Genomic DNA, 26,126 nt, shown 5'->3' on the forward strand with positions numbered 1-26,126 from the left:
GGAGTTGGCAGGAAGAACATTATCTGTAGAAGTAGGAAAAGTAGCTCAACTCCATACTAAATTCCTCCAATATATTACCTCCTTTCATGAAATTAATATTTCTATACAATATGTATTATTTCCTGCTTCTGATTTTTAAAAACATAAATAATGAGCGGATTCAACCGCCCATCATTTATAAAAATATTACCTTCTTATTCCAAGTTTATCAATTATTTCTCTATATCTTTCAATATCCTTGGACATCAAATAGTTGAGCAAGCCTCTTCTCTGACCAACCATCTTTAGAAGACCTCTTCTTGAATGATGATCTTTCTTGTTAATCTTTAAGTGCTCATTTAGAGTATTAATTCTTTCGGTAAGTAAAGCAATTTGCACCTCTGGGGATCCAGTATCCCCCTCTTTTAATTGGTACTTTTTGATTATCTGTTCTTTAACTTCCTTTGATAATGCCATTTTTTCACCTCCTAATTTTACGCCATTTGCTAAGCATATCGTCGGTGAATCGATATACCTGGTAAATGGTCTCATCTATAACAAATAAATTTTAACACAAGGGTGGGCTTTGTGTAAAGGTAATTATTTAATAATTTAATCTATTATTAATATCATCCAATATCTGCTTTTTTAATTCTGATGCATTATTAAATGCTTTCTCTTCTCTGTTCCATTTTAAGAAGAATATTTCAATATTTTTTCCATATAAATCTTCTTGAAAATCTATTATATGTGTTTCTATGTTCATTTTGTTGCCGTTAAAAGTTGGGTTAGTGCCAATATTTGTGACACTCTTATAAACATTATTATTCACAATTGTATCTGTGAAATATACTCCCGGTTTTGGTACTACTAAATCTTTGTTGATACTTAAATTTGCAGTTCGTATACCAATCTTTTCTCCAATTTTCTTACCGTGGATTACTTGTCCATCGATGCTATAGTTGCGACCTAAATATTCTTTCACATCATCAACCTTACCGCTTTTTATCATATCTCTTATAAAGCTGCTTGAAACAATGTTTCCTTTTATCTTAACCGCATCCACTATAGCTACTTCAAAACCATATAGGTCACCGTATCTTTTTAATATTTCTGCATTGCCATCTTTTTTATTACCAAAGGTAAAATTATATCCAGCTACAGCGCATTTAATGTTAAAATGAGACACTAATATATCTTTGACAAATGTCTCTGCATCCATCTTCATTATATTTTGAAAATCCTCTAGATAGACAGCATCAAGTCCAAAGCTTTCCATTATTTTAACTCTTTGTAAATTTTGTGTTATCATTTCATGAGAGCAATTTGGTGTTAACACTTTTTTAGGGTGATCCATAAAAGTATAAACCATGCTATTGCAATCCAGTTCCTTTCCTTTATTCACAACCCTTTCGATTAATTTTTGGTGTCCTAAATGAACTCCATCAAAACTGCCAAGAGCTATACAATAAGGATTTCCCTTTTTTGCTTCTTTATAATTTGTATAAACTACCATGTATATCTCCTCTTAATCAGGTAAATAAGGTTTTTATTTTTATAAAGTTTTTATTGTAACAAGCATCATATCCTATGACTCCTAAAGCAATGAATCTATCTCCAATGTATAAACGGACCATTGTTCCTTCTTCATATGCTTCTATATTATCTTCTAAACCTGGTGTAAAAATTGGATTGCCATTAATTGCAGATTTCTCTGCAGATTTTTTTATATTGATTCTGTCAAATTCTTGGAAGAATAGATCCGGTGGGTATATAAACTTCTGCAAACAATTATTTTTAGCTGCGGCACTAACTTCTTCAAGAGTAAGAGAATCATCTATACTAAAAGGAAAAGATTCTAATCTAATTAACTGGGACAAATGGGCTCCATAGCCGGATTTTAATCCTATATCATGGCACAGAGTTCTTATATAAGTTCCTTTAGAACATAATACATCCATAATAAATTCATCTTTATCAATTTTATCAATTATATTGATTTCATAAATTTCAATATATCTGTTTTTAATATCAACTGATTGCCCTTCTAAAGCATATTGATATAATTTTTTTCCCTTATGCTTTATAGCTGAATATATAGGCGGAGTTTGAAGAATCCTTCCTTTAAAGCATTCAACCAATTCTTTAACAGTCATGATATCCATGTCAGGTACAGGCAGTTGCTCTATCACTCTGCCATGCTTATCTTGGGTATCAGTAGTAATACCAAACTTAATATTTGCTCTGTACTTTTTAGTCTTTTCCGTCAGATATTGGGCTGCCTTTGTGGATTTTCCAATACAAATCGGTAGGACTCCCGCTGCTTCGGGATCTAGTGTTCCAGTATGTCCAACCTTTTTAATCCCTAATTCTTTTCTGATAAAATAAACTACATCGTGAGAAGTCATGCCTGGAGGTTTTAAAATATTAATTACACCATTCATAGCCTACACCACCGGAAAAACACTTATTACAGCTTCTATCACTTTATCCTTTATATTTTTAATCTCACCAATAGCAGTTGCACCTGCAGCTCTCTTATGTCCTCCACCGCCAAACTTCTGGGCAATTTCATTTACATTAATAAGATCTTTTGACCTAAAACCGATCTTTATTTTTCCATCCTCAGTTTCTCTAAACAATAAGGCTACTTCTACACCCCTAATGTCTCTTGCAAAATTAATAAGCCCATCTGCATCCTCATCCTTAGCTCCTACTTGCTCAACTAACTTTTTCGTAAGTGTAATTGAAGCTACCTTATTATTATAGTGGAGTTCAATTGAATTGAGAGCTTCCCCTATAAGCTTCATCTTTGATATGGAATTATTCTGGTATATATCCTTATATATTTTTGCCGGTTCAACACCTTTACTAATCAAATCTGCAGCTATTCTATGAGTTAGAGAAGTTGTGTTGCTATATTGAAATTGGCCTGTATCGGTGACTATTCCTGTATATATACATTCACATATATCCTTATCCAAGGCTATCTCAAGCTTATTTATTAATTCATATACTAATTCAGCCGTTGCTGAAGCATTTGTATCCACTATATTGTAATGTCCAAAATTAGTATTGCTAATATGATGATCGATATTAATTACCTTACTATTTTTCAGATATTTGGCACTCTTCCCAAGCCTTCCTATATCGCCGCAATCTAAAGCTATAACTAGATCGAAATCGTAGTTACCTTCAGGTTTTACTATTCTATTTGAATTCTTAAGAAATCTATATGCTTCTGGTACATCGTCATCCTGTACAACTACAACATTTTTACCTAGCCCAAGAAGGGCATTATATAATGCAAGGCAAGAGCCAATATTGTCCCCATCAGGCATAATGTGAGACAATATTGCAATATTACTGCTCTCTTTTATCAATTCTACTGCTGCTTCAACAATCAAATCTGTTTTCCCTCTTCCTTTTTATTAATCTCATTTAAGATCTCAGCTATTTTAGCACCATGTTTTATGGATTCATCCATAACAAAATGGATCTCGGGAAGGTACCTGATTTTCATTACATCTCCCAGCTTTCTTCTTATGAAGCCGCTTGCATTCTTTAAGCCCTTTAAAGTATTCTCCTTTTCTTCTTTGCTTCCAAATATACTTACATATACTTTTGCATACTTTAAATCCGGGGTGGTTTCTACAGAAACAATGCTGCACATAGCAGATATTCTGGGATCCTTTAACTCGTTCATAATAATCATGCTGATTTCTTTTTTTAATTCCTCAGAAATGCGATTTAGTCTTTGTGTAGACATATTAAATCACCTGCTTTTCTATTTTCTTGGTACAGCCTCCATTGTGAAGCTCTCTATTATATCCCCTTCTTTTATATCATTAAACTTCTCTAAGCTGATACCGCATTCAAAACCAGTGTTCACTTCCTTGGCATCGTCTTTGAATCGTTTTAAAGATGATATTTTACCTTCATGTATGACTACACCATCTCTGACTACTCTGATATCGTTATTTCTATTTATTTTGCCGTCTGTAACATAACAGCCTGCAATAGTACCTATGCTTGAAGCTTTAAATATAGCTCTAACTTCTGCATGACCTAATACCACTTCTTTATATTCAGGTTCCAGCATCCCTTTCATTGCAGATTCAATATCTTCTATAGCATCATAGATAACTCTATATAGTCTAATATCAACCTTATCTTTCTCTGCTAATGTAATTGCAGCGGGCTGTGGTCTTACATTAAAGCCGATAATTATAGCATTTGATGCAGAAGCAAACATAACATCAGTTTCTGTTATAGCACCAACTCCCCCGTGTATAGCCTTTATCTTGACTTCATCGTTGCTAAGTCTTTCCAGAGATTGTTTTACAGCTTCTACAGAACCTTGCACATCTGCTTTTACAATAAGATTTAATTCCTTAACCTTACCTGCTTGTATCTGACTAAATAAATCATCTAAAGATATTTTTTGGCTGCTTTGCAAATGTTCTTCTCTATATTTTTCTTTTCTCTTGTCGGATATTTGTTTTGCTATCTTTTCATCCTCCACTGCTATGAAAATATCACCTGCATCCGGAACTTCTGATAAACCTGTTATCTCAACTGGTGTAGAGGGTCCTGCTTTTTTTATATTTTTACCTTTTTCATCTATCATAGTCCTTACTTTTCCATGGGTATTGCCCACAACAAAGAAATCGCCGATATTTAAAGTACCATTTTGTACAAGAACTGTAGCTACAGGTCCTCTGTTTTTGTCCAATTTAGCTTCTATGACAGTACCTTTTGCTTTTCTATTGGGATTGGCTTTTAATTCTTGCATTTCTGCAACTAAAAGAACCATTTCCAATAGGTTTTCTATTCCTATTTTCTTTTTTGCAGAAACAGGAACACAAATTGTATCTCCGCCCCAATCCTCAGGTAATAATCCATGCTCTGTAAGCTCTTGTTTTACCCTATCAGGATTTGCCCCAGGCTTATCAATCTTATTTATTGCTACTATTATTGTAACATTGGCAGCTTTGGCATGGTTTATGGCTTCGACCGTTTGTGGCATAACACCATCATCAGCAGCTACTACTAATATTGCGATATCAGTTACCTTGGCACCTCTCGCCCTCATAGCAGTGAATGCTTCATGCCCGGGAGTATCTAAGAATGCTATCTTTCTTCCTTCTACATTTACCATATAAGCACCAATGTGCTGTGTAATTCCTCCTGCTTCTGTAGCAATTACATTTGTTTGTCTTATGGCATCTAATAGAGAAGTTTTTCCATGGTCAACATGACCCATTATTGTTACTACAGGTGGTCTCGGTTTTAAGTCTTCTTCTCTATCTTCCACATCATTCAAAAGCAATTCTTCGTCATCTTTATCGATAGCTTTTTCTATTTTAATTCCAAACTCCTCAGCAATGAGAGCTGCGGTATCATAATCTAAATCTTGATTGATAGTTGCAACTACTCCAAGTAGTAATAATTTCTTAATTATCTCTGCAACAGTTTTGCCAGTTTTTTCACTTAAATCCTTTACTGATATGGTATTACCAATTTTTATTGGTTTTTTAGGTGCAGTATTTTCATCTTTACTTACCGGTATAGATTGAGATTTATCTTTCCGCTTATCATTTCTATTATGATGTTTCTTTGCATTACTCTCATTTCTTTTATTGGATACAACTTTTTTGCTTTTCTTTGCTAATTTTTTGTTATTAAACTCAGTATCAAAATCTTCATTAATAGTATCTCTCACATTGTTTTTCACAGTCTCTTTCATCTTTACTGAATCGGGAGAGTTAATTGTATTCTCTTTACTTCCTGATTTTATATCATTCTTTTTGGCAAACATATCTCTAATTATTTTTTCCTCATGACTTTCTATATTACTCATATGATTATTCACAATAATATTTGCTTCTTTTGCCTTGCTTATTAATTCCTTGCTTGATAATCCCAATTCTTTAGCTAATTCATATAATCTCTTCTTACTCAAACAATTCACCCCCAGTTTTTTTAGCTACTATTCTCCATGAGACTGATTAAATGCTTGGCAAATCCTTCGTCAGTTACACTAGCCACAGATCTTATTTTTTGGCCTAAGCTGTCACTTAGCTCCGCCTTAGTCAAGTAAATAAAGTATGGTACATGGTAATAAATTGCAGAATTAATAAACCTTTTTTTTGTATTGTCAGAAGCATCTTCTGCTATTATCAAAAGTTTGACACTATTCTTTCTAATAGCTTTTCTCACAGGATCCTCGCCGGATATTATTTTACCTGCTTTATATGCCATACCAATCATTGATAACAGTTTTTTACGATGTTCCATTTGATAATATTTGCTCCCTAAGAGTGTTGACTAATTCATCGTCTATTTGTGTTTCCAAAGCACTTTGTATCCTTTTAGCCTTTATAGCACTTTCTAGGCACTCGATGGTAGGACATATATAGCACCCTCTCCCAGAGGCTTTCCCCTTTAAATCCATGTTTATTTTTCCTTCAGGACTTCTTACTATCCTTATCATTTCCTTTTTTGCTTTCATTTCATTACAGCCCAAACATTTTCTCATGGGAACCTTTTTTTTCACCATCAAATCACCTCTTATTCATTTAATAAGGCTTGTGATTCACTTTTTATATCTATTTTGCATCCAGTAAGCTTTGCAGCTAATCTTGCATTTTGCCCTTCCTTTCCAATTGCCAGAGATAGTTGAGAATCACTGACAACAACATTGGCAGTATTCTCTTCTTTATTTATATTGACACTTATAACCTTTGCTGGACTTAAGGCGCTTGCTACAAATATAGCTAAATCACTATTCCACTCAATAATATCTATCTTTTCTCCCCTTAATTCATCTACTATCACCTGTACCCTTTGTCCTTTTTGTCCTACGCATGCCCCTACTGCATCTACGTTCTCATCATGAGAGTATACAGCCATTTTAGTCCTTGAACCTGCTTCTCTTGATATACTTTTAATCTCCACAATCCCATCTTTTATCTCCGGTACTTCAAGTTCAAAAAGCCTTTTTACCAACCCTGGGTGAGTTCTGGATAACATCACTTGTGGCCCCTTCGTTGTCTTTTTCACTTCAACAACATATGTTTTTAATCTGTCACCTAGATTATAAGTTTCCCCAGGTGCTTGCTCATTTGGTCCAAGAACAGCTTCTGTTTTGCCAAGATCAATATAAACATTGTTTTTTTCTTTTCTTTGGACCAATCCTGTTACAATTTCATCTTCTTTATTAATGAACTCTTCATAAACATTGCTTCTTTCAGCCTCTCTTATTCTTTGAACAACTACTTGTTTAGCAGTTTGTGCAGCAATTCTTCCGAAATTTTTTGGAGTTACTTTGATTTCAACAATATCACCAATATCATAATTCCTATTAATATTCTTGGCTTCCTCTAAACTGATTTCTAAAAGCTCGTCATTAACAACCTCGACTACTGTCTTTTTAGCAAATACATCAACATCTCCATTTTGCCTATTTATTGTTACTTTTACATTCTGTGAAGTTCCATAGTTTTTCTTATATGCTGTCACCAGAGCTGCATCAATTGCTTCAAACAGTACTTCCTCTTTTATACCTTTTTCCTTAGCAATCTGCTCAATTGCCTGGAGAAATTCCCCATTCATTTATTTATAACCCTCCTTAAAACTTAATCAAAGGTCTCATTATGGCTATTGTTTTCTTATCAATTTCAATTTCTTTGCCTTTATAGTCCAATATCACTTTTTTATCATCATAATCTAATAAAGTAGCTTCGATAGATTTTTTCCCATCAAAAGAATCATAGAACTTCACTTCTAATTCCTTGTTTAAGTTCTTTTTGTAATCTCTTTCGGTTTTTAGAGGCCTATCGATACCAGGTGAAGATACTTCGAAAATATAAGAATGTTCTATGGGATCAATTTCATCTAATTTGTCACTTAATATTTCGCTTACCAATTGACAATCGTCTATAGTAATTCCACCGTCTTTGTCAATAAATAATCTTAAGTACCACTGACCACCTTCCTTCTTATATTCTACATCAACAAATTCAAAATTATATTTGTCTAGAATCGGCATGCTTATATCATATAATATGTCTTCTACTTTTCTCTTCAAGGTAACTCCTCCTTTATCTGTTTACCCGATGACAAATTAGAGCAAATAATCTGTTTATGTTTATAATAGGAAAGAGTGGGAAAGCCCCACTCTAATTGAAAAAAATAAGTTTGTGTCCAGAAAGATTATAACATTGTTTATATATTCATGCAAGTTTAAAATAAGCTCAACTGATTATTTTCGGGCAGTCCCTCTAAACATCCATGATTTCTCATTATTTCAATAACGGTTTTGGAGATTTTTGTTCTCTCCCTTAAATCCTCTACAGAAATAAATGGACACTTTTCTCTTTCTGTTACTATGCTTAAAGCAGCGTTAGAGCCCAACCCTTGTAAAGCTCTCAGTGGAGGTCTTATACCTTCATCAGTAACAACAAACTTATCTGCTTCAGACATATATAAATCTACCGGCAAAAGCTTAATACCCCTGCAATACATTTCATAGACCACTTCTACTAATGTCATCAGGTTTTTTTCTTTTGTAGTTGCATTATTCCCTAATTTGTCTAATTCAATCCATTTTGCTCTAACCAAATTCTTCCCTTTAGTAAGAATATCAGCATCAAAATCATCTAACCTAACCGTGAAATACGTAGCATAAAAGGCTTCTGGATAGTAGACTTTATAATAAGCGATTCTAAAAGACATCATAACATAAGCCGTTGCATGAGCTTTAGGGAAGAGATATTTGATAGTTTTACATGAATCTATATACCATTCAGGTACACCTTTTTCTCTCATGGCTTCTTCAAATTCAGGCGTTAAGCCCTTGCCCTTTCTTACACTTTCTGCAGTCTTGAAAGCTAGCTTTGGCTTTACTCCTTTGTAAATAAGATATAGCATTATATCATCTCTAGTTGATATTACATCCTTCAGAGTAGCCTTACCACTTTTTATAATGTCTTGTGCATTATTAAGCCATACATCCGTGCCATGTGATAAGCCTGAGATTCTCAATAACTCTGCAAATGTAGAAGGTTTAGTATCCATTAACATCTGCCTTACAAACTTAGTCCCGAACTCTGGTATGCCTAGACTACCAACTTTACAATCAATATCGTCTAAACTTATCCCTAAAGCTTCTGTTGAAGTAAAAAGACTCATGGTTTTTTTATCATCTAATTTTATGCTTTGAGCGGATAATCCGGTAATATCCTCCAGCATCCTTATTATTGTAGGCACATCATGGCCTAAAATGTCTAGTTTTAATAGTCTGCCGCTTATAGAATGATAATCAAAATGAGTAGTGATTATTGATGAGTCTGTATCGTCTGCAGGATGTTGTATCGGAGTGAACTCATAAATCTCTTTATCCGATGGGACAATCATAACTCCTCCTGGATGTTGACCAGTAGTTCTTTTAATTCCAGTACAGCCTGATATTAATCTCTTAGCCTCCGCACTATTAAGCTTTTTGCCTTTGCTTTCAAAATACTTTTTAACAAAGCCATAAGCCGTCTTTTCTGCTATGGTACCTATCGTCCCAGCCCTGAAGACATGGCCTACTCCAAAAAGTTCTTCTGTGTATTTATGAGCAACAGGTTGGTATTCCCCTGCAAAATTCAGATCTATATCAGGCTCTTTATCCCCTTCAAAACCTAGGAATATTTCAAAAGGTATATCATGTCCATCTTTTATTAAACTATTGCCGCATACTGGACAGCTCTTGTCAGGTAAATCAGCTCCAGACCCAACGCTTCCATCTGTAAAAAAGTAGGAATATTTACAATTGCCACATACATAATGGGGTGGAAGAGGGTTCACCTCAGTTATGTCGCACATGGTAGCTACAAAAGAAGACCCTACAGATCCTCTTGAACCAACTAAATAACCATCTTTCATAGATTTAGTTACCAATTTATGTGCTATTAGATACAACACTGCATATCCATTGTTTATTATAGAATTCAGTTCCTTGTCCAGTCTTTCTTTAACTATTTGAGGTAACTCATCACCATAGATACTATGGGCTTTTCGCAATGTCATTTCTTTTATCTGTTCTTCTGCACCATCTATCTTAGGAGGAAATGTTTCTTGTGGTATTGGTATTATTTCTTCAATACTGTCAGCAATTTTTGATGGGTTTTCAATGACAATTTCATGAGCTATATCATTACCGAAGTAATCAAAATCCTTAAGCATCTCCTCTGTAGTTTTATAGTATAAAGGAGCTTGTTCGTCAGCATCACTATATCCTTGGCCAGACATAAGTATTCTTCTGAAAACCTCGTCTTCGGGTTCAATAAAATGAACATCACCAGTTGCCACCACAGGCTTATTCAGCTTCTTACCCAATGCATAAATCTTTTTATTTATCTCTATGAGCCCTTTCATATCAAGGGTTCCATTTCTAATCATGAACTCATTATTCCCCAGAGGTTGTATTTCAAAATAATCATATAACTTTGCTTTCTCAAGCAAAACATTTTCTTCAACATTATTCATAATAGATCTGAATATTTCCCCTGCTTCACAACCAGAGCCCACAATCAGTCCCTCTCTATAATTCAACAATATACTTTTCAATATCCTTGGCTTCTTGTAAAAATGATCAAGATGAGAAATAGAAATAAGCTTATAAAGATTTCTCAGCCCAATATGGTTTTTAACCAATAAAACTATATGATAACTTTCTGATGTCTTCAGATTCATGCCCTCTTTTATTATACTGTTTATTTCAGACATAGAATTTATATTTTTCTCCTCAAGCAGCCTAAACAGTTCAATAAGTATTAAAGCTGCAGCTTCTGCATCGTCAGAAGCCCTGTGATGATGCAGAAGTTTTATGCCAAAATGATCACACAAATTATTCAACCTATGCTTCTTTATTGGCAGCAAATTTCTAGATAGCTGTAATGTATCTACAACGGGATTATTAACTTCGATACCTAATAAAGATGCTTTATATTTTATAAAGCCAACATCAAACATTGCGTTATGTGCAACTAATGGCCTGTTCCCAACAAAATTCAAAAATTCAGGAAGGACTTCTTTTATAGATGGAGCATCAGCTACCATCTCATTTGTTATACCTGTTAATCTCTGTATCTTATCTGGTATAGGTATTTCGGGATTAATAAGAGAATTGAATTTAGATATAACTTGCTTATTTCTAATCAAAACAGCTCCTATTTCAGTTATTTTATCATTTACATTGTTAAGTCCAGTGGTCTCTATATCAAATACAACATATTCATCTTCAAAACTATAATCAATTTCATTGTAAACAATAGGGATTCCATCATTTACCAGATAGCCTTCTACCCCATATAATACCTTTATGCCATATTTCTTTGAAGCTTCAAAAGCCTCTGGAAAGGCTTGTACCACTCCATGGTCTGTTATTGCCACTGCTTTATGGCCCCAGTCCTTAGCCTTTTGTATTAGAGCAGTGGCTGAAGACATTCCATCCAAAGCACTCATTGAGGTATGAGCGTGTAATTCGACTCTCTTCATAGGAGCTGAATCCACTCTTTCCTCTATATTTGAAGCCATAATGCTTATAGGATATAGTACAACTTCCTTAGAATATGGGTCTAGCTGTACATCACCCTTCACTTTTACAGCATTGCCAGGGCATAGCTTTCTTTCCATATCAGCCAGGTCTTCATCTTCCTTTAAAAACAACTTGCAAACTATAGAATTTGAATAATCAGTTATGTATAAACTTAATATTTTTTTGCCATTATTAAGTATCTTGCTCTCTTGATGAAATATCTTACCTTTAATCACAACTCGTCCTGATTCTTCATTTAAATCATCTATAGAAACTGATATAGCATCAGAAAAAGATTTTCCAAAAATCACATCATTATAACATGTTTTTTTCTCCTTATTATTCGTTTCACTATTGTCTATAGATTTTAGTGTTTCTATAATTATCTTTTTTTCCTCTTTCTGTAGAGTGTCAATATAATCATTGCTATCTATATCCTCTTCGGAATAATTAAACTTTACTGACATATTAATGCCAAAATCCTTTAAGGCTATTTTTTCTATAAGTAAATCCAACTTTTTCTGTTTCACATAATCATAAGATAATTGGGATTTTAACGTAATCTCCATTATATTACTATTACCACATGTTATTGAACAATCCTTCAAAAAACCTATAAAACCAGGGTTTTCATTTAAAACTCTGGCTATTATATCATTCTTGCATTCTTCGATACTAATTTCTGTTCTAAACAGGTTGGTTTCATCCATAAGTACCAGTTTTACCTCGGATAAGGCATATTCTTTAGCGAGTTTAGCCTCAATATACTCCAGCTCTTTAACATCAATAGGTTTCTTAGGCTTTATATATAATTCCCATTTTTTTCTTCTAGGATGTACCTTAATTTTATTAATATCAAATACACTATTATATAAATCAATTAGATTCTTAGTTTTCTTCATATTATTTTGCATATTATCACCAAGCATTTTCAAAATTTTATCTTAATGTTTTACAGATTTACTCAGGACTTTTATTATATCCTTATACATTTTTAACCGTGATGAAAAGCCATGAACAAATCCAAACTTTTCTTCTTTAGTTAAATGAGTTATATCCTCTAGATATATTTCTTTAACATTGTAAGATTTCTTATTAGCATGAATTGTAAGAGAGACTTCTATCCCATATCTAACAATATCCATGTCTTCTATCTCATCTAATATACACTTTTTCAATGCTCTTTGACCAGAAAGGTTGGGTGCGATTTTCTGAGCAATATCTGTGATTGGTCTTCCATTCTTAAACACACCTACAGTCATATCAATGTTTTCAAACATAATAGGAGTAACTAAATCATATATGTGATCCTTTTTCAGACCTATAAGATCTGCATCCAGCAGCAGAACAATATCTGAGTTACATTCTTTTAATCCTGCTTTTATCGCCCCACCTTTACCAATATTATCTTTCAGCTCAATTACTTTTACCCCATATTTTTTTGCAATATTCACAGTATTATCCCATGAACCATCACTTACTACTATGATTTCATTAATTAATGATAATTCAGATACTACATTTAAAACATTTCCTATTGTTTTTTCTTCATTATAAGCAGGAATAATCGCTGTAATAGACATTCTTAATCCCTCCATCGGTTGCTAAATAATCTTTTTAATTTCCTCTATCAATATGTCTACCGCACAGCTTTCATTAACCTTTTTAATTGGTTCTCCTTTAACAAAAAGCAAATATTCTCCTTTTCCACCTGCAATACCAATGTCTGCATCTTTAGCCTCACCAGGTCCGTTTACTCCACAGCCCATTACTGCAACTTTTATCCTTTTTTTTGTTATAATATTTTCTACCCTTTTGTCAACTTCTTCAGCAATCTTAATCAAATCCACAGAAGTTCTTCCGCATGTAGGGCAGGATATAACCTCTATGCCTGAATCAAATAACCCTAAGTTCTTTAGTATTTCATAGGCAACTTTTATCTCATCCTTTGGCTCTCCAGTTAATGATACTCTTATTGTATCTCCAATTCCTTGATATAGCAAACATCCAATACCTATTGAAGATTTAATTATACCTTTTCTCGCTGTTCCTGCCTCGGTAATTCCTATATGAAGAGGGTAATCTACAATGTCAGAAATCCTTTTGTAACTCTCAATAGTATCCAAAACATTACTGGATTTTATAGATATAACTATTTGGTCATAGTCTAGTTGCTCTATCATCCTCACATTTTTTATTGCACTTTCAACCATTGCTTCAGGATCAGGTCCTCCGTATTTTTCAAGGAGTTCCTTCTCCACGGAACCAGAATTAACTCCTACCCTAATTGGAATACTCCTCTCCTTGGCAGCCTCCACAACTTTTTTCAGCCTTTCGCTGCCTCCTAGATTCCCTGGATTAATTCTTATTTTATCTGCTCCATTCTCTATTGAAGCTATTGCAAGCCTGTAATCAAAGTGAATATCTGCAACAAGTGGTATATTTATAGCTTTTTTAATATCTTTTATTGCTTCAGCAGCTTCCATGCTTGGAACAGCAACTCTTATTATTTCACAGCCTACATTCTCAAGCTCATGTATCTGTCTTATCGTATCCTTTATGTTCTCCGTTTTAGTGTTAGTCATAGATTGAACAATTACTCTTTGTTCGCCGCCTATAACAACATCTCCGACTTTTATTTCCTTTGTTTTTCTACTCATAATACTTTACCTACCTAAAAAAATTCAACAAATTAAATTTTATTAAGTCTTTATATGCTATTATCACAGCAAGTACCATCAAAGCTACAAAACCTACAAAGTTAATAAAACCTTCTTTCTCTGCTTCTATTGGTTTACGCCTTATAAGTTCTATAAAGAGAAATAGCAATCTTCCTCCATCTAATGCAGGAATTGGCAATAGATTGACTATACCTAAGTTTAAGCTTAAGAAAGCAGTTAGGTTTAATAAATATAAAAATCCAATTTTTGCAGCTTCGTTAATAAAAACTATAATCCCTACAGGTCCTGATACCTCATCAGATGAAGCTCTTCCTGTAAACAGCTTTACAAGAAAATCTAACATGGTTTTTGACACTTCTACAGTTGTGTTTATTCCGTTTTTAAATGACATTCCAGCTATCCTAAGGGATGGTGTTATTCCAATGATTGCGCCTTCTGCTTCATTCTCAACTATTGGTGTTACAATGATGTTTTTTAATTCTTTATCTCGCTCCACAACAATATTAATAGGAATATTAGGATTAGATGAAATACTTTGCTTTATGCTATCCCAATCTTCTACCTGCCTCCTGTTTATCTGCACAATTTTATCACCTTTTTGCATACCGGCGGTATAAGCAGGTTTATCCTCTATTACTTCATTAATTATTGTACTTTGAGATATAACTAAAGAAAAAATCAAAACAGCCAGTAGAAAATTCATCAATGGACCAAAGAAAATCACTGCCATTCTCGTAAACAAAGACTTATTATTAAAGGCTCTAGTATCATTAGATGCTTCATCTTCGCCAGTAAGCTTGCAATACCCTCCAATAGGTATGGCTCTTAATGAATACAATGTCTCTCCTTTTTTCTTTCCTACAATTTTAGGTCCCATACCAATAGCAAATTCTTCAACTCTTATACCAGATAATTTTGCTACTATAAAATGACCAAACTCATGAACCATAACAATAGCAGCAAATACTAAAACTGAAATAATAAAATTACCAAAAGTCATTTTCCTCACCTCTTATTATACAATTCCAAAGCAATTTTTCTCGACCACGCATCTACTTGAAATACATCTTCTAAATCATTTATATTAGTTTTTACATGTCTCTCTAAAGCATTTGCTACTATATCATATATTTCAATAAATCGAATCTTCTCTTGTAAAAATAGGTTTACTGCTACCTCATTAGCTCCATTCAGTACTATACAACTGCTGTCTCCATCTTTCAAAGCCTCGTATGCCAGGTTTAGACAAGGAAATCTTTTTATATCAGGCTCTTCAAAACTAAGGGATTTAAGCTTGGAAAAATCCAGTTTATTTTCATTGGTTATTGTTCTTTCAGGATATGTTAGAGAATACTTTATTGGAGTTCGCATATCCGGTACTCCCAATTGAGCCAGGATGGCTCCGTCTACAAACTCTACCATTGAATGAATAATACTTTCCGGATGTATACATACATCTATTTTATCCGGGTTCATATCAAACAACCATCTAGCTTCTATAACTTCTAATCCTTTGTTCATCATTGTAGCAGAATCAATTGTGACTTTCTTACCCATGTTCCAGCTAGGATGTTTTAGTGCATCAGATAAGGATACTTTCTTTAACTCTTCTGGAGTTTTTTTTCGGAAAGGTCCGCCAGAGGCAGTTAATATAATCCTTGATACATATTCACTATTGCTTCCTATACATTGGAATATTGCTGAATGCTCACTATCAACAGGTATTATAAAAGCATTTTTTTCCTTAGCTTTTTTTGTTATGATTCTTCCAGCGGTGACTAAGGTTTCTTTGTTTGCCAATGCTACTGTTTTCCCTTTTTCTACAGCTTTATAAGTAGGCTTCAGACCAGCTATACCTACAATAGAAGATATAATAATATCATTTTTATCATAAGCGGCTACATCAAATAATCCTTCTTCACCATATAGCACCTTCAGTGAACTATTAAATGGCTTGATAGCAGATTTGAATTCTTTATATTTTTCAAAATTTGTTATAGCTACTATTTCAGGACTAAACTCTAATACCTGATCATATAAAATATCTATGTTTGAGTTTGCGGTCAATGCACACACCTTGAAATCAGTTTTGTTATCCCTTATAACATCTAAAGCCTGGGTTCCAATAGACCCAGTTGAACCTAAAATTGCAATATTTTTCATGATTACTCCTTATATAAACTCTTTTATTATAGTTATATATGTATAAAGGGTAGGGGCAGTAAATAATATGCTATCAAATCTATCAAGTATACCCCCATGCCCAGGGATTACATTGCTATAATCCTTTATTTGAGCAAATCTCTTTATTGATGAAGCAGATAAATCACCCAGCATAGAAGTTATTCCACATATAAAACCAATAATAAGGAAGTGAATGATACTTACTTCATAACCTATACTATTAAATAAGAATCCGGTAAAAGCACTAAACAAAGCACTTGCTATTACTCCTCCTATAGCTCCTTCAACAGTTTTTTTTGGACTTAACGAGGGGCAAAGCTTTTTCTTGCCGAAATAACTGCCTATGAAATATGCTCCTGTATCAGAGAACCAAGCAGTTAAAAAAGGTAACCAGATTAACAGCTTTCCGTTTAATTCATTATATATAAAAATCAAATTGCTGAAGAGAAATGGTACATATAAAATACCAAGGATTGTAACAGCAACGTTGAGTATATTATATCCTCTTCTTATAATATCCAAAAAAAATAATAGTAAAGCAATAAATATCAATATTGAAATGGTAAAAAAACTATTGATATTCAAAAGTATTAGTAAATAATAAACTATTGTTACCAAATAACCAATCCAGGTAATTGGTTTATAGTCGGTATTTGAAAATGCTCTGTAATACTCATATAATCCTATTACTGAAAGTAAAAAAACAAATAGATAAAATAACTTACCTCCCAAAAACAAAACAGCAATTATCAATGGTAGACCAACAACAGCACTGATGATCCTTGTTTTAAGCATATACATCCTCCATTATTTAACTTTTCCGAAGCGTCTATCTCGTTTTTCATATTCATCTATAGCTTCTTTTAGATTATCCTTATTAAAATCCGGCCATAATACATCCGAAAAATATAACTCACTATATGCGCTTTGCCATATAAGAAAATTGCTAATCCTCATTTCTCCACTAGTTCTTATAATCAAATCTGGATCTTTTTCTCCCGAGGTATATAAACAATCTGTTAGAAGTTTTTCATCTATATCAGTTGCTTTAATTTCCTCATTCACTATCATATCAGCTATCTTCTTTACTGCATCAACTATCTCTTTTCTGCCACCATAATTCAATGCAATATTAAACTTCAGACCTGAATTATTCTTAGTGAGTTCAACAGCTTCTAAAATCTGTCTCTTTGTGGAACTAGGTAACTCATCTATATCTCCTAATATTCTTATTTTCACATTATTTTTATTTAACTCATCAATCTCCTTTTTCATATAGTCAACTAATAGGATATTTATCAAATAATCTACTTCTTCTACAGGTCTTGCCCAGTTTTCAGTAGAAAAGGCATATACCGTCAATATTTTTATTCCTATATTGCTTGAATATCTAACTATTTCTTTTAATGCTTCTACGCCAGCCTTATGTCCTAAGGACCTTGGCAACCCCCTTTGCTTAGCCCATCTCCCATTTCCATCCATTATTATCGCTATATGCTCTGGGAATTTTTTTGACCTTTGTCCATTCATATTGATGCCTCCGAATAACATACTTAACTATATTTTACACAATTATATATTAAAAAAAAACCCCTCATTGTGAGGGGGACAATTTATCTGAAATAACTAACAGTCAAAACTATCCTTTCTTCATTTTCTACATGCTTCACCACAATAGGGTTCAAGTTATAAAACTCATTTTCTTCCGCAATAGATGGTGCCTTTGTCACCTCTACAATTATTTCCTTATCATGAGGCAGCTTTAATAATGCATCATTTAGCCTGTAACCAATTAATAAAAGATTTTGCTGCAATACTAAACCTCCATGATTTCCTTTTCCTTAGCTTCAAGTATCTTATCAATTTCTTTAATTGCTTTATCTGTGCACTTCTGCATATCATCTTCAGCTTTTTTCAATTCATCTTCAGTAATTTTATTATCTTTTTTTAATTTTTTAAAACTATCATTTGCATCTCTTCTGGTATTTCTAACTGCAACTTTTGACTCTTCACCCATTTTCTTAACGACTTTTACCAGTTCTTTTCTTCTTTCCTCAGTTAACTGGGGTACTACAAGTCTTATTACTTTACCGTCATTTGATGGATTAATGCCTAGGTCTGACTTCAATATTGCTTTTTCAATGAGACTGATTGATTTTGCATCCCATGGCTGTATGGTCATAACTCTTGGTTCTGGAGCAGATATATTCGCAAGCTGATTGAGAGGTGTTTCAACACCATAGTATTCCACTGTAATTCTATCTAACATAGCGGGATTAGCACGACCAGCTCTCAATGAAGCCAGTTCTTTTTTTAATATACCTATTGTTTTGTTCATCTTTTCCTCTGCTGTTTTCTCAATCTCCTTAATCATGAATTAATCCTCCTTTACTATTGTACCAATTATTTCACCTTTTATAACTTTAATAATATTATCCGGGTTATTTAAGTTAAATACTATTATAGGTATCTTGTTATCCATACAGAGGGAAGCTGCAGTTGAATCCATAACTCCTAATCCTTTATTGATTACATCTATATAGGAGAGATAATCGTATTTTTTTGCATTTTTATTTTCAACAGGATCGCTATCATATACTCCATCAACTTTTTTAGCCAGCAGAATTATTTCTGCTTCAATTTCAGCAGCTCTGAGTGCAGCAGTAGTATCAGTAGAAAAATATGGATTTCCTATGCCAGAAGCAAATATTACAACTCTGCCCTTCTCTAGATGCCTGATTGCTTTTCTTCTTATATAGGGCTCAGCAATCTGCCTCATTTCAATCGCAGTTTGTACCCTTGTAGCTACATCTATTCTTTCTAGCGCATCCTGTAAAGCTAATGCATTTATTACTGTTGCTAACATTCCCATATTATCAGCAGTTGTCCTATCCATACCAATACCGCTTCTGCCTCTCCAGAAATTGCCTCCTCCTACTACTATAGCAACCTGAACTCCCATGTTTACTAACTCTCTTACCTTCTCAGCAATGCTTTCAATGGTGTTTTGATCCAACCCAAAATCTTTCTCTCCAGCAAGCGCTTCACCACTCAACTTTAAAATAACTCTTTTATATTTAGTCGATTCCATAATACATGCCTCCAGTTAAGCTAAAATTTCTACATTAAGCATAAAAATCCTTCTAATTTTATAAAAAAGAGAACACTTTGTGTTCTCTTTTTTCAATTGTAGTTTATTTATTTTTCATCTGACTCATAACTTCCTCAGCGAAATTATCTTCTCTCTTTTGTATTCCTTCACCTTTTTCAAATCTTACGAATCTTGAAATAGAAATCTCTGAGCCAATCTCTTTTGATTTATCATTCAAGAGCTTAGCAATAGTTCTTTCTCCGTCTTTTACAAAAAGTTGGTCCATAAGACAAATCTCTTTCAGCTGCTTTTTAAGTCTTCCTTCTATCATTTTTTCCACAACTTCAGGTTTTTTACCTTCATTTAGAGCCTGAACTCTTAATATTTCTCTTTCTTTTTCAATATAATCATTGGGAACATCAGATTCATTAATATATAATGGGCTCATTGCAGCAACTTGCATGGCAATATCCTTACCTAGTTCAACTAATATATCATTAACTACTGTACTTTCTAATTGAACCAAAGTACCGATTCTTCCACCACCATGTATATAGGAAACAATGGCACCGATTTCTACACTAAATCTTTCAAATCTTCTAATAGTCATATTTTCACCGATTTTTGCGATTAATGTACTTAGGGCTTCTTTTACCTTCATCCCATTATACTCAGTTTCGTTTAGCTGCTCCACATCATCTAGTTTTCTATCTACTACAAGCTTTGCCATTGAATTAACAAAATCAATGAATTCTTGATTCTTGGCAACAAAGTCAGTTTCACAATTGACTTCAACAATTGCTCCCATTTTCATGTCATCACTAACATATGTACCTATAAGGCCTTCTGCAGCGATTCTTCCTGCTTTTTTAGCAGCAGCTGCCAAGCCCTTTTCTCTTAAAAACTCTATTGCCTTTTCTAAATCACCGTTGGTTTCAACCAAAGCTTTTTTGCAATCCATCATCCCTGCTCCGGTTCTATCCCTAAGTTCTTTTACAGTTGAAGCATCAACCATATTAATCTCCTCCTAAACATTATTAAAGGTAAGGGAAGGAGAATATAAATTCAGAACTCCGACCCTTACCGCATAATCATTATTCTGCTAGCTGTTCACCTTGTCTTGCTTCTATTACAGCATCAGCAATCTTAGAAGTTAAAAGCTTGACTGCCCTTATAGCATCATCATTACCCGGTATAGGATAGTCAACTTCTTCTGGGTCGCAGTTTGTATCTACAATTGCAACAACCGGAATTCCTAATATGTGGGCTTCTTGAATAGCTATCTTTTCTTTTCTTGGATCTACAATAAATATGGCTCCTGGTAAGTCATTCATGTTTTTAATACCATTTAGGTTCTTTTCAAGCTTTTCCTTTTCCGCTTTAAGCTTTATGACCTCTTTTTTGGGTAAAATCTCAAATGTACCATCATTCTCCATTTGTTCTAGTTCTTTAAGTCTCTCAATTCTCTTCTTGATGGTTTTGAAGTTAGTTAACATCCCACCTAGCCATCTTTGGTTTACATAGAACATATCGCATCTAACTGCTTCAAACTCGATTGACTCTTGTGCCTGTTTCTTAGTACCAACGAAAAGAATACTCTTTCCTGAAGCGGCAACCTCTTTAATAAACTCATAGGCTTCTTCAACTTTCTTAACAGTTTTTTGAAGGTCTATGATATAAATGCCATTTCTTTCAGTAAAGATGTATTCAGCCATTTTAGGGTTCCAACGCCTAGTCTGATGTCCAAAATGCACACCAGCTTCTAATAGTTGTTTCATAGAAATTACTGACATTTAATGTCACCTCCTGTGGTTTTTTCCTCCATAGCCATCCTCTTGACTAAAAGCATTTCTGCACCCTTTAGCCAATCAAGCTATGTGTGATTTTTCACATATTGTAGTATAGCATATATGTACTTTGTTGGCAATAAAATTATTTTACTGAAATCATATTTTTATACTTGCCTTTTTAAAACATTTTATTCAAATTTTAATTAAATTATTTAAGGCATCGTTATTATATCTATTATATCATCATAACTAGTTCCTTTTTTAATTATGTAAACTCCATATTGAATCTTTCTTTCTTTCTCTTTTTCTTTTAATCTATTTAAAAATTCTTTAATGTCTAAAATCAATCCGTTTTTCATCAATACCTCAGCTGCATCATATGAATTAAAGCCCTTTAATATTTCAATTCTTATTTCTTCCTTCTCAGCTTCATCACTCTCAATTTTTTCGTCATCTTTAATATCTTCATTTTTAATATTCTTATTTATTAAATCTTCCGGATTTATTACAATAAACCCTCTTTTAATCGCCTCTGTTCTAATATAATCATCGCTGAATGCTTTTCCATTGATATTTATATTTATTATAGAGGATAATACTAAGCCTATACCCATACCTAGCATTATTCCTTTAATGTCATATACTTTCATTGCTTTTGATCCCTCTGCTTAATGATAATATTAACATTACCTCGCCTTTTCCCATTTGAAGTCTTTTTGCAATTTCATCGACGGTCATTCCATCGCTATACATCTTTAAAATATCCTTTTCTTTTTCCTTTTTCTCATGCGTATGGCTTTCTTTTTCTTCTTTCATAGGCACTACCTCTGCATTTGTTTCGGTCATTATATAAGCATCTTCTACTGGACCAGATTCTGTCAACTCAACTACAGTATTATCTTCCTCTTTTATATACTTTCTCTTGTGAACAATATAATCCTCTATCTCATTTACTATTGTTTCAGATGTATATACCAGTTCGTCGATCATCTCGTTAGCCTCATCTATAATCTTTTTTATATCCTGTTCTTTGACACATAAATCATAGTAAATCTTTTCGCCTTTTATTTTATCTGAAATAATCAAAAATAAGGATACAATGATCATGCTTATACCAACAATTGTTAATAAATAATTAATATAAATCATCATACTCAACACCACTATATTTGAATATCAATTTTTGAACCTTTAAAGCATATATTTTCTTTTTCATTTTTTTCTTTTTTACCTTTATCCTTTCTTCCATAACTTTGATTTTTATTTTTTCCACCTTTATTTCTTTCGTCTTTGCTTATTGCAAGCTTATATGCTTTATCGCTTTTACTAATGCGTTTTAAGTCTTCTGTCTTTTTCATGGAATCCTGAGTAATATTTATTTGCTGATTATTCTTAAGAGTTTCGTTTTCAATATGCTTTATTTTTTGAATCTCAGGTGCTTTAGGTAGAAGAACTTGAAGATCTACAGATCTTATTGACATATTATTACCACCTTATGGCTCATAAGAACCTATTTTTATTTCTCCTGAAGTTCTATAAAATGTAACATACTGCATTTGATCTCTAACATACATGCTACTGCTGCCGATTGTTATCTTAGTCCCTGAATATACTACATTTTCAACTTTTATCTTACCATTTGGAATATCTTCAATATACTCTGCAATTTCTTTTATTTCCTTCTCTAAATCGTCCAGAGCCTTTTGTGTTTGTAGCTTTAATAATATAGATTTATTTAACAATTCTCTCTTATCATTGCTTAGTTCTTCCTTTCTACTTAGCTTTGTTAACATATCTACAGCTTGAGTAAGCTTTTTCAGATTTTCTGAATTTTTATCCTTATCTAGCTTTAATTTATCATATTTTTTTCGTACATCCGGATTTACTCCTACCTCAACTTCTGTAATCGTCGCCATTGGAGATCCAATTATCTTTGCTTTGATTTCATCAGATACCTTTATCTCACCGCCTACGATAAGTCCTTTTCTTCCCTGCACTTCAAGCTTTTTACCACAATATACAGTACTATGCATTATAGCATCGGTTTGGATGTTACCCTTTGCATACACATTGCTATTTTCAATGAATTTAGCAATCAAATCTCCTTCGCAAACCAATTTGCCCTTATTCATGCCTTGAATGCCCCTATGTAGAATTATGCTTCCTCTTGAATTTATGACAGCCCCTTCAACTACCCCAAATACTTCAACGTCATCATCTGCATCTATAGTAAACCCTGTTAAAACATTTCCCTTTATAACTACTTTTCCTATAAATCGTATATTTCCTGTAGAATTATCAACATTTCCTTGTACAGTATAGACTGGGAATACACTTATTTTATTATCTACAATCTTTACTTCTCCATCAATTAAAGAAATAAGCTGCAACCCATCTTCACTTACTTCAACATTTTTACCTTTAGGCATTTTGATTTGCTTTCCATCTTTGGCTTTAATCTCTTTTCCATACACATTTTCCCCATTTGTACCTTTTGTTGATGGTATCATAGTAGCAAGAATTTCACCTTTATTCACATTCTTTATTAAGGATAATTCTTTATAATCCACTCTTCCATCATCTGCAATAAAAACTTTTTTGTCCTGAGAAATATTAAACTTGTATTCTATCTTTGCATCTTCGCCGTTTATAGCAGGTTTCCCTTTAGCAATTAACACACGGCTATTATATATACGTTCATTTACTAGCTTGTCTATTTCATCATTTAGTATTCCGCTCTTAATGTTCTTCTCTTCCAACGCTTTATAAACATCTTCTTTATCCAGTTGTCTTCCTCCAACAGGCGGATGTACATATATATATGCTTCCATCAAATCTGCTGATACCGTGACTTCATACTTTGAATCTATTACTTCTATAGGTATATCAATTTCATTATCATCTATTGCAGAGTTTTGAGCATTATTACCTGTCTCAGCTGTTTTTAAATCATTTTCTATATTATTAATTATTTCTGACAAGCTATTATATTTGTCATTATCCTCAATAGTTGCACTTATTTTATAATGTTTACCGAATAGTGTTTTTTTCTCTTCGATCACTTCAATTTTGATGAAATCCTTACTAGTTTTAAAATGAGCTTCAGCTTCTGATATAAGTCTTTCTAAATTCTTGCCTTCTAGAATTACTGTGCTTGTTACCACAATATCAACTCCTCAACAAATAGATAACAATGGCATATTTACTTACAAAATAATAATGTCATTCTAGCTTTTAGCTTAAGTATTGCTTTAGTATGTAATTGAGATACTCTTGATTCAGATATTGAAAGTATAGATCCTATTTCTTTGTATGTAAGTTCCTCAAAGTAGTAAAGTGTTATTATTTTTTTCTCTTTTTCCGGTAAACCGCTGATTGCTTCAGCCAAGCCCTCTCTAAATTCTTCAGCTTCAAGCCTGCTGGTTGGGTTACAATCTTCGTTATATATATCAATAGTGCTTTCTCTATGTTGGTCTAAATACTCATCGAGAGATACAACACTATATGAAGTCATGCTTTGAATTCTTTTTTGTAGCTCTGATTCAGTTATACCTAGCTTTTCTGCAATGTCCTTATCCGTTGCATTGCTGCCCTTTTCCATTTCTACCTCCGTATAAGCTTTCTCAAGCTCTTTAGCCTTTTGCCTTACGGATCGGGGTATCCAATCAATTTCTCTTAAATAGTCTATTATTGCACCTCTTATTCTTAAATGGGCATATGTTTCAAACTTAACACCACGACTAAATTCGTATTTATCAATGGCATCTATAAGACCGAACATGCCATAACTTACTAAGTCGTCATATTCCACATTATTATTGTAGCTAACATAAAGCCGACCAGCTATATATTTAACCAAATATAAATAATTGAGTATTAATTCCTCCCTAAGTTTTTCATCTTTACTTTTTTCATACTTTTCCCATAGATCGTTTATATTCATCTTATACCTCCATGAGGAAGCTAGTAAATACACTATAATTCTATTTCTTATTGTATAAATCTGCTGGATTTATTTCTTGAAAATCATCTTCTTTGTTTAAACTCGCAAACTCTTCGTCAGTTATTGGTGGAATATATGCTTCAAAATTATAAGATTGTTTTTTCTCATTCATTTGCTTATTAACATTTATCATATAGTTCCTTTTCAAAGTATCAGAAATTAAAATACCACAGGTTGTGAGACTTATTGTTAAGACTATACTTTTAAGCATTAAAACTATAAAATTACTATTAAAATATAAACCCGCTATTAAATTAATTATTAAACCTATAATTACTAATGCATAGGGTATAATTTTTATCATATACATCTTTTAAACCTCAGTTATATCCATTTTGTACCATATCCTATTGTTTTCACTAATAGCATTCCTGTTTCGGAATAAAACTCAATAGTTCTTCCATAACTCCCACCAGTATCCTCAGATATCAAAGGAATATTTAGATTCTTTAAAGTTTCCTTCACTGCCTGCACATTTCTGGCACCTATTCTCATTATATCACTTGAATCGTTAAAATTGAACATTTGAGCTCCACCTGCAACTTTACTGATAATCCTAGATTTTTTTGCTCCCATCACTATCATATCATTTAAAAGCTTTGAAATGCCAGTATCTGCAAACTTTGCCAGATTGCTATTATTCTTTATTTGATGGCTATAAGGCAGCATAACATGTACCATACCAGAAACTTTTGTTTCTCTGTCATATAGACATACCCCTACACAGGATCCTAAACCAAGTGTAACAAGAGTATTTGGTGGATAAACACAATTCATATCTGCCATTCCGACTTTTATTATATCTGCCATG

General features: G+C 33.2%; 29 protein-coding genes. All 29 read right to left on the minus strand.

The window, feature by feature from the left end:
* Window positions 1-186: 186 nt before the first annotated feature.
* Window positions 187-456: a 30S ribosomal protein S15 gene (gene rpsO / locus ACESM9_RS00005; protein WP_372993983.1), complete on the minus strand. Its 270-nt coding sequence runs from the start codon at window positions 454-456 to the stop codon at window positions 187-189.
* 127 nt (window positions 457-583) lie between these two features.
* Window positions 584-1,495, minus strand: coding sequence for a bifunctional riboflavin kinase/FAD synthetase (locus ACESM9_RS00010; RefSeq protein WP_372993985.1), 912 nt, complete (start codon window positions 1,493-1,495; stop codon window positions 584-586).
* Between the two features lie 16 nt (window positions 1,496-1,511).
* Complete coding sequence (gene truB, locus ACESM9_RS00015; RefSeq protein ID WP_372993987.1) at window positions 1,512-2,423, minus strand: tRNA pseudouridine(55) synthase TruB; 912 nt, start codon at window positions 2,421-2,423, stop codon at window positions 1,512-1,514.
* 3 nt (window positions 2,424-2,426) lie between these two features.
* Window positions 2,427-3,386, minus strand: coding sequence for a DHH family phosphoesterase (locus ACESM9_RS00020; RefSeq protein WP_372993989.1), 960 nt, complete (start codon window positions 3,384-3,386; stop codon window positions 2,427-2,429).
* Entirely contained in the window at window positions 3,383-3,748 is a 366-nt protein-coding gene (rbfA, locus tag ACESM9_RS00025) for a 30S ribosome-binding factor RbfA (protein WP_372993991.1), read from the minus strand. The genes ACESM9_RS00020 and rbfA overlap by 4 nt, the downstream gene beginning before the upstream one ends.
* An 18-nt stretch (window positions 3,749-3,766) precedes the next feature.
* The gene (infB, locus tag ACESM9_RS00030; protein WP_372993993.1) at window positions 3,767-5,944 is read right to left on the minus strand and encodes a translation initiation factor IF-2; all 2,178 of its coding nucleotides are present in this window, start codon (window positions 5,942-5,944) and stop codon (window positions 3,767-3,769) included.
* Between the two features lie 20 nt (window positions 5,945-5,964).
* Entirely contained in the window at window positions 5,965-6,279 is a 315-nt protein-coding gene (locus ACESM9_RS00035) for a L7Ae/L30e/S12e/Gadd45 family ribosomal protein (RefSeq protein ID WP_372993995.1), read from the minus strand.
* Entirely contained in the window at window positions 6,266-6,541 is a 276-nt protein-coding gene (rnpM, locus tag ACESM9_RS00040; RefSeq protein ID WP_372993997.1) for an RNase P modulator RnpM, read from the minus strand. Before rnpM ends, ACESM9_RS00035 begins: the two co-directional genes overlap by 14 nt.
* An 11-nt stretch (window positions 6,542-6,552) precedes the next feature.
* A complete protein-coding gene (gene nusA / locus ACESM9_RS00045; protein WP_372993999.1) occupies window positions 6,553-7,596 on the minus strand; it encodes a transcription termination factor NusA in 1,044 nt (347 codons plus the stop codon).
* Between the two features lie 16 nt (window positions 7,597-7,612).
* Window positions 7,613-8,032, minus strand: a complete 420-nt coding sequence (gene rimP / locus ACESM9_RS00050; RefSeq protein ID WP_372994218.1) for a ribosome maturation factor RimP — start codon at window positions 8,030-8,032, stop codon at window positions 7,613-7,615.
* Window positions 8,033-8,226: 194 nt separating this feature from the next.
* Window positions 8,227-12,468: a PolC-type DNA polymerase III gene (locus ACESM9_RS00055; RefSeq protein ID WP_372994001.1), complete on the minus strand. Its 4,242-nt coding sequence runs from the start codon at window positions 12,466-12,468 to the stop codon at window positions 8,227-8,229.
* A gap of 42 nt (window positions 12,469-12,510) precedes the next feature.
* Window positions 12,511-13,149, minus strand: a complete 639-nt coding sequence (locus ACESM9_RS00060; RefSeq protein WP_372994003.1) for a glycosyltransferase family 2 protein — start codon at window positions 13,147-13,149, stop codon at window positions 12,511-12,513.
* 21 nt (window positions 13,150-13,170) lie between these two features.
* Window positions 13,171-14,226, minus strand: coding sequence for a flavodoxin-dependent (E)-4-hydroxy-3-methylbut-2-enyl-diphosphate synthase (gene ispG, locus ACESM9_RS00065; RefSeq protein WP_372994005.1), 1,056 nt, complete (start codon window positions 14,224-14,226; stop codon window positions 13,171-13,173).
* 10 nt (window positions 14,227-14,236) lie between these two features.
* Window positions 14,237-15,247, minus strand: coding sequence for an RIP metalloprotease RseP (gene rseP, locus ACESM9_RS00070; protein ID WP_372994007.1), 1,011 nt, complete (start codon window positions 15,245-15,247; stop codon window positions 14,237-14,239).
* Window positions 15,248-15,252: 5 nt separating this feature from the next.
* Window positions 15,253-16,413, minus strand: coding sequence for a 1-deoxy-D-xylulose-5-phosphate reductoisomerase (locus tag ACESM9_RS00075; RefSeq protein ID WP_372994220.1), 1,161 nt, complete (start codon window positions 16,411-16,413; stop codon window positions 15,253-15,255).
* A gap of 6 nt (window positions 16,414-16,419) precedes the next feature.
* Window positions 16,420-17,226, minus strand: coding sequence for a phosphatidate cytidylyltransferase (locus ACESM9_RS00080; protein ID WP_372994011.1), 807 nt, complete (start codon window positions 17,224-17,226; stop codon window positions 16,420-16,422).
* A gap of 12 nt (window positions 17,227-17,238) precedes the next feature.
* Window positions 17,239-17,961, minus strand: a complete 723-nt coding sequence (locus ACESM9_RS00085) for an isoprenyl transferase (RefSeq protein ID WP_372994014.1) — start codon at window positions 17,959-17,961, stop codon at window positions 17,239-17,241.
* A gap of 83 nt (window positions 17,962-18,044) precedes the next feature.
* Window positions 18,045-18,245, minus strand: a complete 201-nt coding sequence (locus ACESM9_RS00090; protein WP_372994017.1) for a hypothetical protein — start codon at window positions 18,243-18,245, stop codon at window positions 18,045-18,047.
* Between the two features lie 2 nt (window positions 18,246-18,247).
* Window positions 18,248-18,805, minus strand: coding sequence for a ribosome recycling factor (frr, locus tag ACESM9_RS00095; protein ID WP_372994020.1), 558 nt, complete (start codon window positions 18,803-18,805; stop codon window positions 18,248-18,250).
* Between the two features lie 3 nt (window positions 18,806-18,808).
* Window positions 18,809-19,522 carry a UMP kinase gene (gene pyrH / locus ACESM9_RS00100; protein WP_372994023.1) on the minus strand — a complete coding sequence of 238 codons (714 nt, stop codon included), beginning with the start codon at window positions 19,520-19,522 and terminating at the stop codon, window positions 18,809-18,811.
* A gap of 103 nt (window positions 19,523-19,625) precedes the next feature.
* A complete protein-coding gene (gene tsf, locus ACESM9_RS00105; protein ID WP_372994026.1) occupies window positions 19,626-20,537 on the minus strand; it encodes a translation elongation factor Ts in 912 nt (303 codons plus the stop codon).
* Between the two features lie 79 nt (window positions 20,538-20,616).
* Window positions 20,617-21,315 (minus strand): 30S ribosomal protein S2, encoded by a 699-nt coding sequence (rpsB, locus tag ACESM9_RS00110; RefSeq protein WP_372994029.1) that lies wholly within the window; start codon window positions 21,313-21,315, stop codon window positions 20,617-20,619.
* Between the two features lie 209 nt (window positions 21,316-21,524).
* On the minus strand, window positions 21,525-21,962 hold the full coding sequence (locus ACESM9_RS00115; RefSeq protein ID WP_372994031.1) for a hypothetical protein: 438 nt from the start codon (window positions 21,960-21,962) through the stop codon (window positions 21,525-21,527).
* Window positions 21,949-22,464 carry a DUF6115 domain-containing protein gene (locus ACESM9_RS00120; RefSeq protein ID WP_372994033.1) on the minus strand — a complete coding sequence of 172 codons (516 nt, stop codon included), beginning with the start codon at window positions 22,462-22,464 and terminating at the stop codon, window positions 21,949-21,951. Before ACESM9_RS00120 ends, ACESM9_RS00115 begins: the two co-directional genes overlap by 14 nt.
* A gap of 11 nt (window positions 22,465-22,475) precedes the next feature.
* Window positions 22,476-22,793 carry a hypothetical protein gene (locus tag ACESM9_RS00125; RefSeq protein ID WP_372994035.1) on the minus strand — a complete coding sequence of 106 codons (318 nt, stop codon included), beginning with the start codon at window positions 22,791-22,793 and terminating at the stop codon, window positions 22,476-22,478.
* A gap of 12 nt (window positions 22,794-22,805) precedes the next feature.
* Window positions 22,806-24,476: a FapA family protein gene (locus tag ACESM9_RS00130; protein ID WP_372994037.1), complete on the minus strand. Its 1,671-nt coding sequence runs from the start codon at window positions 24,474-24,476 to the stop codon at window positions 22,806-22,808.
* Between the two features lie 38 nt (window positions 24,477-24,514).
* A complete protein-coding gene (locus tag ACESM9_RS00135; protein WP_372994039.1) occupies window positions 24,515-25,255 on the minus strand; it encodes a sigma-70 family RNA polymerase sigma factor in 741 nt (246 codons plus the stop codon).
* Window positions 25,256-25,295: 40 nt separating this feature from the next.
* Window positions 25,296-25,625: a hypothetical protein gene (locus tag ACESM9_RS00140; RefSeq protein WP_372994040.1), complete on the minus strand. Its 330-nt coding sequence runs from the start codon at window positions 25,623-25,625 to the stop codon at window positions 25,296-25,298.
* A 14-nt stretch (window positions 25,626-25,639) separates the two neighbouring features.
* Window positions 25,640-26,125, minus strand: a complete 486-nt coding sequence (locus tag ACESM9_RS00145) for a chemotaxis protein CheD (RefSeq protein ID WP_372994042.1) — start codon at window positions 26,123-26,125, stop codon at window positions 25,640-25,642.
* Window position 26,126: the final 1 nt, after the last annotated feature.

The organism is Lutispora sp. (assembly GCF_041687175.1).
Taxonomy (GTDB): domain Bacteria; phylum Bacillota; class Clostridia; order Lutisporales; family Lutisporaceae; genus Lutispora.

Coding starts and splice junctions, on each gene's coding strand:
- rpsO (WP_372993983.1), bottom strand. CDS start 456: ATGGCATTATCAAAGGAAGTTAAAGAACAGATAATCAAAAAGTACCAA.
- ACESM9_RS00010 (WP_372993985.1), bottom strand. CDS start 1,495: ATGGTAGTTTATACAAATTATAAAGAAGCAAAAAAGGGAAATCCTTAT.
- truB (WP_372993987.1), bottom strand. CDS start 2,423: ATGAATGGTGTAATTAATATTTTAAAACCTCCAGGCATGACTTCTCAC.
- rbfA (WP_372993991.1), bottom strand. CDS start 3,748: ATGTCTACACAAAGACTAAATCGCATTTCTGAGGAATTAAAAAAAGAA.
- ACESM9_RS00035 (WP_372993995.1), bottom strand. CDS start 6,279: ATGGAACATCGTAAAAAACTGTTATCAATGATTGGTATGGCATATAAA.
- rnpM (WP_372993997.1), bottom strand. CDS start 6,541: ATGGTGAAAAAAAAGGTTCCCATGAGAAAATGTTTGGGCTGTAATGAA.
- nusA (WP_372993999.1), bottom strand. CDS start 7,596: ATGAATGGGGAATTTCTCCAGGCAATTGAGCAGATTGCTAAGGAAAAA.
- rimP (WP_372994218.1), bottom strand. CDS start 8,032: ATGCCGATTCTAGACAAATATAATTTTGAATTTGTTGATGTAGAATAT.
- ACESM9_RS00055 (WP_372994001.1), bottom strand. CDS start 12,468: ATGAAGAAAACTAAGAATCTAATTGATTTATATAATAGTGTATTTGAT.
- ACESM9_RS00060 (WP_372994003.1), bottom strand. CDS start 13,149: ATGTCTATTACAGCGATTATTCCTGCTTATAATGAAGAAAAAACAATA.
- ispG (WP_372994005.1), bottom strand. CDS start 14,226: ATGAGTAGAAAAACAAAGGAAATAAAAGTCGGAGATGTTGTTATAGGC.
- rseP (WP_372994007.1), bottom strand. CDS start 15,247: ATGACTTTTGGTAATTTTATTATTTCAGTTTTAGTATTTGCTGCTATT.
- ACESM9_RS00080 (WP_372994011.1), bottom strand. CDS start 17,226: ATGCTTAAAACAAGGATCATCAGTGCTGTTGTTGGTCTACCATTGATA.
- ACESM9_RS00085 (WP_372994014.1), bottom strand. CDS start 17,961: ATGAATGGACAAAGGTCAAAAAAATTCCCAGAGCATATAGCGATAATA.
- frr (WP_372994020.1), bottom strand. CDS start 18,805: ATGATTAAGGAGATTGAGAAAACAGCAGAGGAAAAGATGAACAAAACA.
- pyrH (WP_372994023.1), bottom strand. CDS start 19,522: ATGGAATCGACTAAATATAAAAGAGTTATTTTAAAGTTGAGTGGTGAA.
- tsf (WP_372994026.1), bottom strand. CDS start 20,537: ATGGTTGATGCTTCAACTGTAAAAGAACTTAGGGATAGAACCGGAGCA.
- rpsB (WP_372994029.1), bottom strand. CDS start 21,315: ATGTCAGTAATTTCTATGAAACAACTATTAGAAGCTGGTGTGCATTTT.
- ACESM9_RS00115 (WP_372994031.1), bottom strand. CDS start 21,962: ATGAAAGTATATGACATTAAAGGAATAATGCTAGGTATGGGTATAGGC.
- ACESM9_RS00120 (WP_372994033.1), bottom strand. CDS start 22,464: ATGATGATTTATATTAATTATTTATTAACAATTGTTGGTATAAGCATG.
- ACESM9_RS00125 (WP_372994035.1), bottom strand. CDS start 22,793: ATGTCAATAAGATCTGTAGATCTTCAAGTTCTTCTACCTAAAGCACCT.
- ACESM9_RS00135 (WP_372994039.1), bottom strand. CDS start 25,255: ATGAATATAAACGATCTATGGGAAAAGTATGAAAAAAGTAAAGATGAA.
- ACESM9_RS00140 (WP_372994040.1), bottom strand. CDS start 25,625: ATGTATATGATAAAAATTATACCCTATGCATTAGTAATTATAGGTTTA.
- ACESM9_RS00145 (WP_372994042.1), bottom strand. CDS start 26,125: ATGGCAGATATAATAAAAGTCGGAATGGCAGATATGAATTGTGTTTAT.